The sequence below is a fragment of the Maricaulis sp. W15 genome (genome assembly GCF_001924955.1).
In the GTDB taxonomy this organism is placed as follows: domain Bacteria; phylum Pseudomonadota; class Alphaproteobacteria; order Caulobacterales; family Maricaulaceae; genus Maricaulis; species Maricaulis maris.
Genome location: NZ_LQXG01000001.1, coordinates 200,234 through 214,047 on the forward strand (window position 1 = coordinate 200,234; position 13,814 = coordinate 214,047).

13 protein-coding genes are annotated in these 13,814 nt (G+C 64.0%); 9 read left to right on the top strand and 4 right to left on the bottom strand.

Translation table 11 applies throughout. The features are described 5' to 3' along the window. Window position 1: 1 nt before the first annotated feature. The 9 genes from AWH62_RS00985 (at window position 2) to AWH62_RS16685 (ending at window position 11,726) form a co-directional block, all read left to right on the top strand. Window positions 2–235, top strand: a complete 234-nt coding sequence (locus AWH62_RS00985; RefSeq protein WP_075188592.1) for a hypothetical protein — start codon at window positions 2–4, stop codon at window positions 233–235. Next, window positions 228–2,387, top strand: a complete 2,160-nt coding sequence (locus tag AWH62_RS00990) for a phage tail length tape measure family protein (RefSeq protein ID WP_075188593.1) — start codon at window positions 228–230, stop codon at window positions 2,385–2,387. Before AWH62_RS00985 ends, AWH62_RS00990 begins: the two co-directional genes overlap by 8 nt. Then, a complete protein-coding gene (locus AWH62_RS00995) occupies window positions 2,384–2,974 on the top strand; it encodes a hypothetical protein (protein WP_075188594.1) in 591 nt (196 codons plus the stop codon). Before AWH62_RS00990 ends, AWH62_RS00995 begins: the two co-directional genes overlap by 4 nt. After that, window positions 2,974–3,618, top strand: a complete 645-nt coding sequence (locus AWH62_RS01000) for a hypothetical protein (protein WP_075188595.1) — start codon at window positions 2,974–2,976, stop codon at window positions 3,616–3,618. Before AWH62_RS00995 ends, AWH62_RS01000 begins: the two co-directional genes overlap by 1 nt. Continuing rightward, entirely contained in the window at window positions 3,615–4,040 is a 426-nt protein-coding gene (locus AWH62_RS01005) for a hypothetical protein (protein ID WP_075188596.1), read from the top strand. The genes AWH62_RS01000 and AWH62_RS01005 overlap by 4 nt, the downstream gene beginning before the upstream one ends. Further along, complete coding sequence (locus AWH62_RS01010) at window positions 4,033–8,307, top strand: hypothetical protein (protein WP_075188597.1); 4,275 nt, start codon at window positions 4,033–4,035, stop codon at window positions 8,305–8,307. The genes AWH62_RS01005 and AWH62_RS01010 overlap by 8 nt, the downstream gene beginning before the upstream one ends. A gap of 8 nt (window positions 8,308–8,315) precedes the next feature. Continuing rightward, on the top strand, window positions 8,316–10,454 hold the full coding sequence (locus AWH62_RS01015; RefSeq protein WP_075188598.1) for a hypothetical protein: 2,139 nt from the start codon (window positions 8,316–8,318) through the stop codon (window positions 10,452–10,454). 17 nt (window positions 10,455–10,471) lie between these two features. Then, window positions 10,472–11,182 carry a hypothetical protein gene (locus AWH62_RS01020; protein ID WP_075188599.1) on the top strand — a complete coding sequence of 237 codons (711 nt, stop codon included), beginning with the start codon at window positions 10,472–10,474 and terminating at the stop codon, window positions 11,180–11,182. A 250-nt stretch (window positions 11,183–11,432) separates the two neighbouring features. Further along, window positions 11,433–11,726 (top strand): hypothetical protein, encoded by a 294-nt coding sequence (locus tag AWH62_RS16685; protein ID WP_143742847.1) that lies wholly within the window; start codon window positions 11,433–11,435, stop codon window positions 11,724–11,726. A gap of 202 nt (window positions 11,727–11,928) precedes the next feature. On the opposite strand, the gene AWH62_RS01030 is transcribed toward AWH62_RS16685, so the two are convergent. From AWH62_RS01030 to AWH62_RS01045, 4 genes are all read right to left on the bottom strand, one after another. Continuing rightward, on the bottom strand, window positions 11,929–12,444 hold the full coding sequence (locus AWH62_RS01030) for an ASCH domain-containing protein (RefSeq protein ID WP_075188601.1): 516 nt from the start codon (window positions 12,442–12,444) through the stop codon (window positions 11,929–11,931). A 34-nt stretch (window positions 12,445–12,478) separates the two neighbouring features. Next, on the bottom strand, window positions 12,479–12,919 hold the full coding sequence (locus tag AWH62_RS01035) for a hypothetical protein (RefSeq protein ID WP_143742848.1): 441 nt from the start codon (window positions 12,917–12,919) through the stop codon (window positions 12,479–12,481). 88 nt (window positions 12,920–13,007) lie between these two features. Next, window positions 13,008–13,466, bottom strand: coding sequence for a hypothetical protein (locus AWH62_RS01040; protein WP_075188603.1), 459 nt, complete (start codon window positions 13,464–13,466; stop codon window positions 13,008–13,010). A 27-nt stretch (window positions 13,467–13,493) separates the two neighbouring features. Then, window positions 13,494–13,778, bottom strand: coding sequence for a DUF2312 domain-containing protein (locus AWH62_RS01045; RefSeq protein ID WP_075188604.1), 285 nt, complete (start codon window positions 13,776–13,778; stop codon window positions 13,494–13,496). Window positions 13,779–13,814 lie beyond the last annotated feature (36 nt).

Sequence of the window (13,814 nt, forward strand, 5' to 3'; positions counted from 1 at the left end):
CATGCTCACCCGTCTGCAAGCCGAAGAGACGCTGCGGTCCGTCCAGGCGCAAGCCCTGGGCAGCGGCCTGCTGGAGAAGGGCGATTTTCACCGCTCGATCGCGCGCCTTGAGCGGGCCGCTTACGGCCGCCCGGTCCGCGCGGCGCAGGCATCGCCGGCCGCGCTGCAAGCGATGGGCATTGGCGTGACGGTTGTGCCGCCGGTTCAAGGGGCGAAGGAGGCGCATGATGGCTGAGCGCCTTGGTGTTGCCCTTCTGGATCTGCGGACCAATGACGCCGGCCTCGCGAGCGGTATGCGCAACGCCAAGGCCGGTGCCCAAAGCGTGCAAGCCTCGTTCAACGAGACTTCGGCGAAGGCGGCGCTGACGACCGCGCGCATCGAGCAGCTGACCGGCGTAACCGGTGGCCTTCGGCGTAGCGCCACCGACATCACGGCCTATGGCAGCGCGCTGGATGATATGCGGGCGCGCTATAATCCGGTCTATGCGGCAATCCGGCAGTACCGGCAGGCCCAGACAGAGGTGCGCCAGGCGCACGCTGTCGGTGCGATCTCGGCCGATGAGATGTCGGCGGCGATCAGCCGGGAGCGACAACAGGCCTTGGCCTCGATCGCTGCCCTGCGCGGCCGCGCCAACGCAATGGATCAGCTAGGCCGATCGACCCGCAATACGGCCATGCAGCAACGCCTGTTGATGTTCCAAATGAACGACGTCTTCACGACGTTGGCCATGGGCATGAACCCCTTGATGGTGCTGATCCAGCAAGGCCCGCAGATCTCGCAAATCTACGGACCTGGTGAAGGCGGCGCGGCCCGGGCCTTTCGCGAAATGGGCAGCATGCTGACCAGCGCGGTGACGAAGTTCTGGCCCTTGATCGCGATTGTCGGTGTGGCGGCTGTCGGTATCGCCGGCATGACCAACGCCATTGATGACACCACGAAGTATTCCGTCACCATGGGTGACGTGATGATGGGGGCCTTTCAGACGATCGGTGATGGCGTCCTGAGCTTCATTCAACCTGCGCTGGACACGCTGGGCGTCACCTTCAGTCAGGTGTGGGATGGGATTGTCGAAGGAACGCGAATGGTCGGCAATGTGCTGATCAACGGCTTCCGGCGCGCCATCATCCAGACGGCGGCGCAATGGCGTGTCCTGGCGACTCCGGCGATTCGCACCTTCCAGCTGATTAGTGAGCACTGGAGCCGGTTGCCCGTCATCCTGGGCGATGTGGTCCTGGGCGCGGCCAACCGTGTGATCGCCGGCATGGAGGCGATGGTCAATGGCGCTGTCGATCGGATCAACGGACTGATCGACATGCTGCCTGACTGGGTCGAGGTGGACCGCCTCGGTCAAGTCCATATGGGCCGGATTATCAACCCCTTTGAGGGCATGTCCGATACATTCGGCGAGGCACTGTCCGATCTTCCGGGCGATATCGCGGCCGAGATGGTTTCGGTGATGCAGCAGGCGGCAGCCAGCGCGGCCGACACGCTCGACGACGACCCGATGGGCGACTTCTATCGAGGCACCCGCGACCGGGCGGTTGCCCGCGCCCGTGACCGGGCCAATGCCCGTGAAGGCGACAGTGAGCGGGCGGTGGAAAACCCCTATCGCAATCTTGTTCGCGGTGCCCGCGATTTCATCGCCGCGCAAGAGATTGAGCGCCAGGCGATGTCGCTCACCGACCAAGCCGCTGCGGCGCTGCGCTATGAGCACGATTTGCTGAACCAGGCGATGCGGGCCAACATCAAACTGACGCCGGCGCAGCGTGAGGAGATCGAAGCGTTGGCGCGCGAGATGGCGAGCGCCGAGCACGAGACCGAAGCCCTGCGCGAACGGATCGATTTTCTCCGGACCCAGACGCGCAGCTTTATCGAAGACATGCGTGAAGGCATGCGCCAGGGGATGACCGTCTGGGAGGCCTTCGGCAGCGCCGTCGAGCGCGTGATCAGCCGCCTGGTCGACCGGTCGCTCGACCAGTTGATCGACGCCATCTTCCAGACGCGCGATGCCATGGCCTCGACAGGCGCTGGCACCGGCGGTGGCGGCGGAATTGGCGGGTTCATCTCACAGGTGTTTGCGGGGTTCTTTGCGAACGGTGGCATGATCCCGGCCGGCCAGTTCGGCATTGTCGGCGAAGCCGGTCCGGAGCCGGTGATCGGCACATCGCAGGGCGCCAAGGTTTTGCCGAACTCAGCGCTGCGCTCGATGGGCAATGGCCGGCAAAACAGCGGCTTTCTCGTCACCGTGGACAAGAGCAAATATTTCGACACCGCCGTTCGCAAGGTTTCCGAACCCATCGCCACCCAGGCAGCCGGCGGCGCGTACTCGATGTCGCAGGCCGTGGCCGAGAAGCGGTCTTATGACCAGTCGCGGAGGCTTGGATGACCCTGGACCTCCCGGCCGATCTGGATATCGCCAGCATCACGCCCTATCCGATCACCGCGCGACGCGAACAAAAGCCTGTGTTCGGCGGGCCGGTGTCACGCGTCAAGCGCATGGGAACCCGCTGGGCCATCGCGTATCAGCTGTTGCCGCACAGCTATCTCGAAGCGATGGACCTAACGGATCTGGAGGATGAGGACGAGCGTGTTTCGGCGCCGATACCGCAGCCCGGCCTTGATGTCGGCAATCCCGGCGATCCGGTCGTCGATGGCGCCGGGCAGACTGGCAATAGCTATGCCGTTCGCGGGCTGACCGTCGGCTATACGATCCGCAAGGGCCAGTGGATGTCGGTGATCGTCGGCGGCAAGCGCTTCGTCTACCGCGCACGCGCGGCAGTGACGGCGGACGGGACTGGCCGGGCGGTTGTTCCGGTCCGCCCGATGATCCGCTCGGCTGCGCTGGATGGTGCCACGGTCGAGCTGGCTGATCCGCGTATTGAAGGCTTTGTGACGCTGCCTCAAGACGCGTTCAAAGTCAGTGCGCCCGTCATGGTGTCCGGCCTCTCCTTCACAATCGAGGAGACCGACTGATGGACGCGCTTCTCAAGGCGGCCTGGTCGAACCCGATATCGACCCATTTTACCGCAGTCGAGATCGAATTGCCCGACGGGGCGCTTCGCCTGGTTGATGGCGGAATGGTGGCTTTCGAAGTCGATGGCGAAGCCCAGAACTTCACATCCCGCGATGTGACCTATGGCGCCCTGGGCGGCGTCGACACGATCACGGATGGCGTCGCGACCACGGCCGTTTCCGCGCAAATCACGCTCATTCCGTCCTCGGACGGGGCCGTTGCGGCGCTGGCCGCGCCAGCCGCGCAAGGATCGCAAGTACGGGTCTGGCAAGGCGCTGTTGACCCTGACACCGGGCAGGCCATCGGCGCTCCGGAGCGTTTGTTCATCGGCAGCCTGGACTTCGCCAACCTCAAGATCGGCGAAGCGACGCGGCAAGTAATCTTGCAATGTGGATCGGATGACGAGCTGCAGCTCGAGCCGACGGCCCATCAACGCCTGTCACATGCCTTTCATATCTCCGTCTGGCCGGGTGAGTATGGTCTCGTTCATATCCCGCAGGTTGCCGGCAAGGTCTTTTGGCGGGTCGCAGAACCGCGAAAGAGCATCACCAGCGGTTCAGGCGGCGGTGGGAACGTCACCAATGGCGGGGTGGTGGTGCGATGAGCCATCAAGCCAAACGCCAACGCGCAGCCCAAGCGGCGCTCGATAGCTTTCTCGGCCGACCGCAGACGTGGGGCCGCCATGACTGTGCCAAGCTGATCGGCTTCACCCTGCATCAGCTTGGCGTCGGATTGCCGCTGATGAAGGGTGTCCGGTATCGCTCCGAAGCCGGGGCGATCCGGGCGCTGCGCAGGCTGGACTTGCCGGGCCTGGCAGAGGGCGTTGATCAAGCCGGACTGACACGTATCGCGCCGGCGCGGGCCTGGCTGGCGGATATCGTCGCGCTGCCAGCACCGGAGCCGTTTGGCGCCTCGCTGATGATCAATGTGGGCAATGGCCGACTGCTGGGCCTGAATGACGGCCATTTCGTCGTCCTTCAACCGACCCAGTATCTAGCCGCGTGGCGGGTACCGGTCGATGGCTGATCCGTTCTCAGCAGCCATCGGCGCCGTGGTGACCTATGTCGGCGGGGCCTTCGCAGCGTCTGCTGCCGGCACGGCCACGCTGGCCCAGGCGGCAACGGTTTTCGCCGTGACGACCTCGGTCAACATCGGTGTCGCCGCGATCATGGCGCCGCAGGTCGGTGCGGGCGGATCTCCGACTGAATGGGCGGCCGACCCGGACGCCGCAATCCCGTTCGTGATGGGTAAGCGCGGTGTGGCGGGCAAGATCGTCCACCGCGACACCTGGGGTTCGGACAATCGTTATCAGTCGCTGGTGACAGTTTACTCCGGCGCAGGTCCGATCAAGAGCTTTGGCACCTTCCGCGCCGACGGCGAGGTGTGCTCGTTCAGCGGGCCTTATGGTCGCCAGACGACCGGGACGTGGAAGGATATCTTCTGGCGCGACCTGCGCCTTGGCACACAGCCAGACACGGCGCTTCAAACACCCGGCCAGCTGAGCGATCCGACGATAGGCGGCGCGCCGATGCCGCAATGGAATTCGTCGCATCGGATTTCCGGCAAGGCGTGCTCGATGATCACGGCCGCGATGGATGCCAAGCGCGAGCGGTGGCCCGCCGATCTGCCCAAGGTCGTCCAGGACATTGAGGGCATCTTCGGCTACGACGCGCGCGAGGACTCCACCTATCCTGGCGGTGCCGGCAGCTGCCGGGCCGATGACCCGACGACATGGGTCTACACGAGGAATGGCGCGGTCGGCGCGCTGACCTTCGCCCTCGGTCTTCGCGAGAATGGCCAGCTGGTTGGCGGGTTGGGCATGGCACCCTCGCGCATCGATGTCGCGGCCTTCGTCGAGTTGGCCAACGTCGCGGATGCCAATGGCTGGACAATGTCGGCCGCGTGGACCTCGGCCGATGACAAACACCAGACCTTGCTGGCTTTCCTACAATCAGCCGGTGGCATGTACGCACAGAATGGCGGGTTGCTGTCATGCGTCACGCGGGGCGCACCCAAGACATCGGTCGCGACGATTTCGGCTCGCGACACGGCGGGCCCGGTCGAGATTTCCGCTGCCGCGTCCCGCCTCAGCCGCATCAACACGATTGTCCCGAAGTGCGTCCAGGAGGCACAGGACTGGGAGATGGTGCCGATCGATGAGGTGACGGTCGCGGCTTACCAGACCGAGGATCGCGGCAAGCGCGTGCGCGGCATCGAATACGTCTTTGTTGATAATAGCGTGCAAGCCTCGCAGCTCGCGGTCTATGACATCTGCGACAGCCGTGAAGGCATCACCGGACGCATCCCGCTGAAATCTTATATGCGTGAGCTGAAGGCGGGTGACGCCTTCACGATCGACGAGCCGGAATTCGTCCTGGACGGCTTGAAGTGCCTCGTCCTCAAGCGCGACTTTGACCCGCTCACGTCCGTGGTCACGCTCACCTTCAGATCCGAGACAGACTCGAAGCACCCGTTCGCGCTCGGCCTCGACCCAACGCCACCGGCACCGCCGAGCCTGACACCGGCCGACCCGTACACCTTCCCGCAACCGCCTGAAGCTGATTGGGTTGCCACGCCGATCACGATTGACGGCGAGAATGGTGAAACGCAGCCGGCAGTAGAGGTCGCCGGTGAAGTCACAACGCCAGGCGTCCGGTTGGTCGAAGTGACCTATCGCTATCGCATCGGCGACGGCGCAGGGGGATGGCAGGCGTTCACGGCCTGGACGGTATGGGGATACATTGACCCAGCCGAAGGCCGAGCGGTGCTTGAAGGTATCCCCCCTGGCGCTCAAGTCGAGACCCGTGTTGCCTACATCTCCCAAAGCGGAGTGAGGTCGACGGACGCCCGCGCGCTTGCGGCGGTGACGGTGTCGGGCGAGATAATCGCGACAGGTAGCGTCAATGTCGGGGTCGGGCTGGGTTCGCGCCCGGCCGCCGCCGTCCTCGCCGACGTAGACGCCGCACTCGACGGTCTGGCGCAAGAGGTGATCGACCGCATCGACGGTGATGAGGGCTTGGGCGTCTCGCTTGACGAGGCCAATGCACGGCTGGATCTGGCGCGGGCGGATATCGACCACGAGCGGCGCCGTCTGTCTTCGACCCTTGCGCAGATGTTGGCCGGGTTTACCGGCCTGGTCTCGGAGGTCGAGTTCCGCGCCGACGAAACCGAAACCGCCTTCGTCCAGATCGAGGGGGCGGTTGTCCGGTTGGGCAATGCTGAAGCTGCGATCATTGCGGAAAACACCGCGTGGACGGACGCGGTTGCAGCCGAGGCGGCGGCTCGGCTGCTGCTCACGGCGCGCATGGACGTGGTCGAAGGTGAGGCGAGCGACAACGCCGACGCGGTTGCGGCGGTGGCGGCCGATCTGGCAACGGAAGAGACGACGCGGGCGAGCGAGACGGGCGCCAACGCCGGCGCCATTGTCGCGCTGGATGGCCGCATGACGAATGCCGAGGGTGATATCCTCACCCGCGCGACCAATGATCGGGTCAATGAAGTCGAGGTTGATGCGACCGAAGGTCTGCGCGCGGCGTCGCGGCGGCTGGACAGCTTGACGGCGCAAGTCCTGGCCGGATTCGCGGGCTATGTTGCCGAGCTGGAAGTCCGCGCCGACGAAACCGAAACGGCGTTCGTCCAGATCGAGGGCGCGGTTGTCCGGTTGGGCAATGCTGAAGCTGCGATCATTGCGGAAAACACCGCGTGGACGGACGCGGTTGCTGCCGAGGCGGCGGCTCGGTTGCTGCTCACGGCACGCATGGACGTGGTCGAAGGTGAGGCGAGCGATAACGCCGACGCGGTCGCGGCAGTCGCGGCCGATCTGGCGACGGAAGAGACGACGCGAGCGAGCGAGACGGGCGCCAACGCGGGCGCCATTGTCGCGCTGGATGGCCGCATGACGAATGCCGAGGGTGATATCCTCACGCGGGCCACCAATACGCGAGTTGATGAAGTCGAGGTTGATGCGACCGAAGGTCTGCGCGCGGCGTCGCGGCGGCTGGACAGCTTGACGGCGCAAGTCCTGGCCGGATTCGCGGGCTATGTTGCCGAGCGCGAGGTGCGGGCAACCGAGACCGAAACGGCCTTCGTCCAGATCGAGGGCGCGGTTGTCCGATTGGGCAATGCTGAAGCGGCCATCATCGAGGAACACAACGCGTGGACGGATGGGGTTGCGGTCAACGCGGCGGCCATTGTCGCGCTCGATGCGCGCCAGACGACGGCCGAGGAGGATATCCTCGCCCGCGCCACCATTGCCCGCGTTGATGAAGTCGAGCTGAACGCAGAGAACGCGCTTTCGGCCTCTGAGGACCTGATCTACGCCGCGATTGGGGACAACGCGTCTGCGGTTTCTGTGAATGCCGGCGCGCTGGCTGATGTGAACAACCGGTTGGAAGCGACCTATGGGTTCACGCTGGATGTGGGCGGCAAGATCAACGGCATGCAGGCGCATTCCGATGGCGAGACGGCGACCGTCAACTTCGCCTTCGACTTCTTCGTCATCGAAGGCGAAGAAATTTTCACATACGACAGTGGCACCGGCACGCTCACGCTTAATGGCATCAAGGCAAATTGGGCGGATATTCAAGACGTCGTTATCACGAACGCGCACATGGGCACGGCGGCAATCGACACGCTCCAACTGGCCGGCGGCGCGGTTTCTGTCCGGCCGCCGTCTGCCACCCTGACCGAACACAAGATCTGGCCATCGCCGGCTGGCGCGCTCGACCCTTACACGCATGGCGCGTCGGGGCCTCGCCCGTGTGTGTCAGAAGATTTGACGCTGTCGGTGAATCTGGTTGGCGGCAATCCCGGCGGTGAGGTCGACCTTGGTGTGGTCTACTGGCTCAAGGCCGGCGGCGACTTGTTTGAGTGGATGCATTGGTATCACGAGATTTATCGCCTGCCGTTCGGCAGCTCGGCGCCGGCGGTCGGCTCTACGACGGGCCTTGTTTATCAAGTGCCTTTGAACATGGCGAACGGGCGCGGCAACTCAGCGGTGTCGGCGAACCTGGTCAGCGACAAGCGCCACAACACGGCCGAGTTTTCTTTCGGCGCGCCGGACACGCTGCCGCTGACGGGTGCGGGCGATTATTCCGCCACCGGCTATGTCTATTTCTTCCGTTGGCGGGTCGACAAGGCGCTCCACTCGGCCGGCACGGGCGGCGACTCAGCCGGCTTTGAGGGCTTGGATGGCGGCGGCCACAACGCATACGTGAGCCATCACGGCCTGGCACCGTATTCAGCGCTCTCTCTCAACAACATCAAATTCTTCGTCGATCATCAGAAACGATAGGTCCCGGCATGTCCCTGAATCTCGCAACCGGCAATTTCTCTTCCGGCGCCCATCCGACAACCCATGAAGTGCGCCGCCTCACGCGGGAAATGGCGCGGCAGCTGGCCGATGGCGCCGCGCTCGATCTGCGCTTTGTGGATGGCCTCTATTATCGCAAGGACGTGGCGACGGGAGATGATGAATTGTTGCCGGCGTTCGAGCTGCTGGCAACATGCAGCCGCGCCAGCTTGAAGTATTATCCCAACTGGTCGGGCCGCTCAGGCGACCCGGTCGGCCGGCTTATCAAGTTTGGCGTCGACCAGCGCGCGACAGGGGATTTGGGGCCTCTTGATGAGGGTGTTGGCGAAAACCTGATCGAGTATGAGCGCACCGAGGGCGCTGTGCGGGGCGTGTTGGGGTCCGGTGGTGAATTGCCGACAGGTTGGGGCGCCTCGACCGATGGCACAACAATCGAAGTGACCGACGCCGGCAGTGAGCGCGGATGGCGCCATGTCGAGCTTGAGATTGTGGCGAGCGGCGCCGCGTCGCCCATCATCTATTTCGCCGGCGCCGCCGAAATCGCAGCTGCGACCGGTAATGAGCGCACCCTGTCAGTCACGGCGCGCGCCGTGGGCAGTGTGATCGCCAACTTCTCAGGCATCCAACTTCGCCAAGATGAGCGAACGGCCAGCGCGTTCGTATCGCCGAACACCAAGGCTGTCGAGGCGGTGACAACCGAGCTGGCGCGGTATGGTCACCCGGTCACGCTGTCGGGCGGCGGCACCGTGGCCTATGTGCGTCCGGCCGCACAGCTTACTTTTTCCGGCGCTGGTACGCAGCGCATTCGGCTGTCCATGCCGCAGCTTGAGACGGGCCTGGTTGCGACATCGCCCATGATCAAGGAATTCGGCGAGACCGGCACGGCTACCCGGTCGGCTGATGTGATCTCGCGCCTGACGATCTCGCGCGCCTCACGCAAGTCGAATGCTGGCGAGTGGGATTTCAAGTCGGGTGGCGTATACGGCCATCATATTGAGTTCGCGCCGGGTGTCGCTGCGCTGACAGGTAAGGGCCTGTTGGTTGATCCGGCGACCACGAACTGGATACGCAACCCATTGGCTGTGGGGGCGGCGGCGGGCAGCCCTGGCACGCTGCCGACACACTGGTTGACGCAGCTTTCCGGCGGTGTCTCGGTTGATGTGGTCGGGTCTGGCAAGTCGGCTGGCGCGCGCTATGTCGACTTGCGGGTTCACGGGGCAGTGACGTCCGGCGTCGCGACAATTTATCTGGAAAGCTCCAGCTCGGTCCCGGCTTTGCAAAACCAGATCTGGACAATGGCCACCGGCTTGCAGGTTGTCGGCGGGACGGCGGCCAATATCAACTATGTCAATCTGGGTCAGGTTGAACGCTCGGATGCAGGCGTGGCTCTGGCAGTGAACAACGGCGCCTCGTTCATGCCGGATCACCAGCATCGCCGCTGGGTGCAGACCGCCACGATGACAAATGGTTCCACGGCCTATGTTCAACCCCGTATTGATATCCGTACCGGCACCGGCGACGTGGACATCACCGTCCGGATATTCTTGCCGCAGTTGGAGAAAAAGTCTTACGCGACTTCGCCGGCGATGCCGCTCGATGGTGTTATTGGGACAACGACGCGTGCGGCCGACAAGATCACATTGACCGGTGATGTCTGGCTGACGGGCGGGCGCGGCACGTTGTTTGCCGAGGGCGTTGTCCCGCAGGCGGTCGCCTCGTCCGCTGATCCGGATCGTGCGGGGACGCTGGCATTCCTGCGGCCAAACACGTCGCGGGGCATTGTCGTCGGACTGGATCGGCTCGAGGACGAAGCCGAGTTTTCGTTGCGCGCCGAAGATTATACGACGAACTCGGCGACAAGACCCCTTGGTGATCTATCGGTTGGCGACAGAATTGCCCTCGCGCTGGCTTGGGATGGTGACACTTGGTCGGCGAGTGCGACAGGCGCGACGCAGGTCGTGGACAGTGTCTTGAGCGGCGACGAATTCCCAGACCAGGACTTGCAACTCGGTTGGGGGTGGCCCGGCGGTGGCTCGCCGAACGATGCCAATCTTTCCTCTTACCTTCGCCGGGTCTCGTTTTGGGATTACCGGCTCTCCAATGCGGCGCTGGAAGACCTGGCCGCTTAACCTGAAAGGAACGCATCATGAAGTCCAAGTCTTCTGCCCACGCGGCGCTTGCCTTGATCGAATGGGCCCATTCGGCCGGCCACTATCCGCCAGAGCTGGTTGAGGCAGCTGTCCACTTCGCCGGACAACCTGCTATCGACCGTGCCGGGCGCATGCCCCTGATCGCGGCTTATGGGCTGTCGACCTGGTCGACGGTCGCCCGTGAAGAATTCCTCGCCGAGGCTGACCTTCCCAAGTCGGTGCGGGACGCGCTGGCGGCTGACCCGGTTGTCAATCCGGAGCCGCTGCCGGTGATGGCGCCGGCCGAGATGTCGGAAGACGATATCGCCGCCTATCGCCAGCGTGGGATTGCCGATCTGGCTAATCGGGCCGAGCGCCTGCGCCTCTCCGTCCTGACAGGCGGCGCCGCCAAAGCGCAGACCTATCGCGAAAAGCTGGCCGAGGTGGAGCGCCACGAAGCGGCCGCCTTGAACGAGGAAGAGATCGACCCGGCCGATTATCCATACCTGTCTGCAGAGGTGGGTGTGCACGGCGCAAGCATTGCAGAAGTGGCCGCCCTGATCCGCGCCAAGCACGTTGCCTGGACGCCGGTGAACGCCGCAATCGAAGGCCTGTATTTCGCCGCCAAGGCAGATATCGCCGATCCGGAAACGGATATCGCCGGTATCCCGGCCCGCATCGATTTGGCTGAAACCGACATGGTGGCCGCGTTGGCGGGACTGGGATAGGGGCGACCAATGGTAGTTCATCGGGGACTAGCTTTGTTGGCGGGTGCGCTCGTGATGATCGCGGGAGCTTATCTGAACGGCCGCGTGGAAGGCTGGGAGCGTCGCGACGCAGCCCAGGACGCGGCGGACCTAGCGGCTCTTACGGCGTCTCAAATCAGCTTTATGGCCGATCTTCAGGTGGCGCTTGAGGACGGTGAGACCACAGCCCGATTAACTAGCGATTGGGCGCAGACAATCGGAGGAATTCGAAATGAAATATCGCGCATCTCTAGTGGCGTTGATTGCCCCAGCGATCCTGACCGTAGCCTGCTCGTCGATCACGCCGTCGAGGAAGCCAACGCCGCCCTACGCGCCGCCGGCGCCCAACCTGATGGTGCCGGCGCCGCTGGTGGCGGGGATTTCGACCCCCCCTGAAGAGCGGCAGTGCTCGGACTATGAGACGGCTTATGTCGACATGGTCAACGAGTACGTTCTGGTCAGTAGTCGGCTGCTCGGTCTACAGCGATATGCACGGCGCGTAAGCGGTGATTCGGCAGAGGATTGAACTGAGACGTTCAAAGGCGCTTTGAGGCCCCACCGAAGAGGGTTAGAAGGCCACCCTACACCGATGACAAACCCGGCGACACAATTTGCCAAACCGGGCGGCGCGCTACAATCAGAAAAAAGCCTCCCCGCCACGGGAGGAGGCCTGCCCCTCGGGGTGGGGGACGGAACGGGCCGGCGCTGCCATGCGCGCCGGCCCGTTTTCATTTCCCCAGTGGGGCCGCCGGCAGGGGCCTGATGCGATCGAAACGGTGGAAGATGGCGTCCTGGCCTGTATCGAAGACATAGCCCTCGCGGGCGGCTTCACGGGTCCAGTACTCGATATGGGCGTCCATCCACCAAGCCAGGCTGCGATCGCCTTCGCCCTCAACCCAGGCAAATTCTTCCGTGGTGTCCTTGATGGGATGGCGATCGACCCGGCTTGTCTTGATGATGCAGGCTGGTTCACCGCGGCCGTCGAGCACCAAGGCCAGCTCGCCCGGCTTGGGCAGCGGATCGCCGCCGGGTTCATGCCAGCGACTGTGGGAGGCTGTCGCCTTCTTGCGGTCGATCAGGACGAGCGCCAGCAATTCATCGGCCAGTTGGGGACTGTCGCCGAAGGCAAACACGTCATCGGGCGCCCGGTCATGCCCCGTCGCAGCACAAAATTCCTGCCAATAGGCGGATTGAGAAGGGGTAATGTCAGGCCTCCAGCGTGAAGGCCTGGTCAGGTGCGTCATGGCATTGCCGGGGTCAAGGCCCCGGCGATCGGCGTCAGCGCGCGGCGATCGCCGCGGTGGCGGAGTTCGCGGTGCGATCCAGCCAGCCGGCATAGACCGGGATGAGGGCGGCCTCGCGGCGAAAGCGGGTTCGCAATTGGCGGACCAGATTGTGCAAGGAGGCGTCCAGGGCGTCGCGGTTATCGCTGTCGGCCATCAGGCCCAGTTCGATATGGGTGCGCAGGATATCGATCCGGCTCGACAGGCCGTGGATTTGCCCATCGAGGCGGGAGATATAGTCGCGTGTCAACGGGTCTGCCGCGAGGGGGGAATAGAGATGCTCCTCCCGCTCATCGACCAGCCGGTCGAGTGCCGTCATTGCCTCGCTGAAGGCGGCATGCCCGGTCGCGCTGGCCAGACCGTCGCATTGCGCAGTTTCGAGCGAGCGGAAAAGCGACTGCTCGTGATGATCGAAAACACCCACGTCCTGAAACATCGCACCCATCCTGTGTATCCAAGATGGTCAGCCTAGCCGGGCATAGGCGCATCGGCGCGCGAAAGCCGGATTAACCCTGAACGAAGTGCTAATTGGCGTCGCCACCCCCGCCGGGGATGACGCGAAAACCGGCGCGTCGAACCTCCGGTGCGGCGGGTGGTGCGGTCTCCACGGATTCGTCCGGCCCGGGCGGGGCGTCGAGATCATCATAGATGTCCCGCCCGCGCGGCGGGGTGCTGGCGCCGGATTTTCGTTTGAAGCCATTGCCGCGCGACATCGGCTTGCGGGCCTTGCCCTTGGCCTTTTTTTCGATCTCGCGAAGCTTCAGGGCCTGGCGGGCGGAGAGCGCGTCGTCGGTATTGCCCTTGTCGGGATCATTGAAGGCGGAGCCGAATTTCTCCAGACGCTCTTCGAGTGATCCGAGGAATTCGCCTTCCCACTCGGACAGGTCGGGCTTGTCGTCCGGGGAATCAGCGGCCGCCTTGCGGGCTCGTTCGAGCCGTCGCAAGGCGCGTCGCGTCTTCTTTTCGTCGATCTTGCGGACCAAGCGGGCCTCCCGGAGAAGGCCGCCAGTCTAGCCTTCGACGGCGCCGAGATACAATTCCAGCAGCGCTTCGGTTTCCTGGCGTTCGTGACGGTCGATCTTGCGCAAGGCGATCACCTTGCGAAGGATCTTGGTGTCATAGCCCGACGACTTGGCCTCGGCATAGACTTCCTTCATGTCGGCCATGACATTGGCCTTGTCTTCCTCGAGGCGTTCGATGCGCGCCACAAAGGCCTTCAGCTGCTCGCGCGCGGCAGCGCCGATCGCGTCGGATTCGTCTTTGTGGGTTTCGTTCGCGGGATCGATGAATGCCATGGGGGAAGCCTTTCAGATGGACGGAGCGGGAGACTA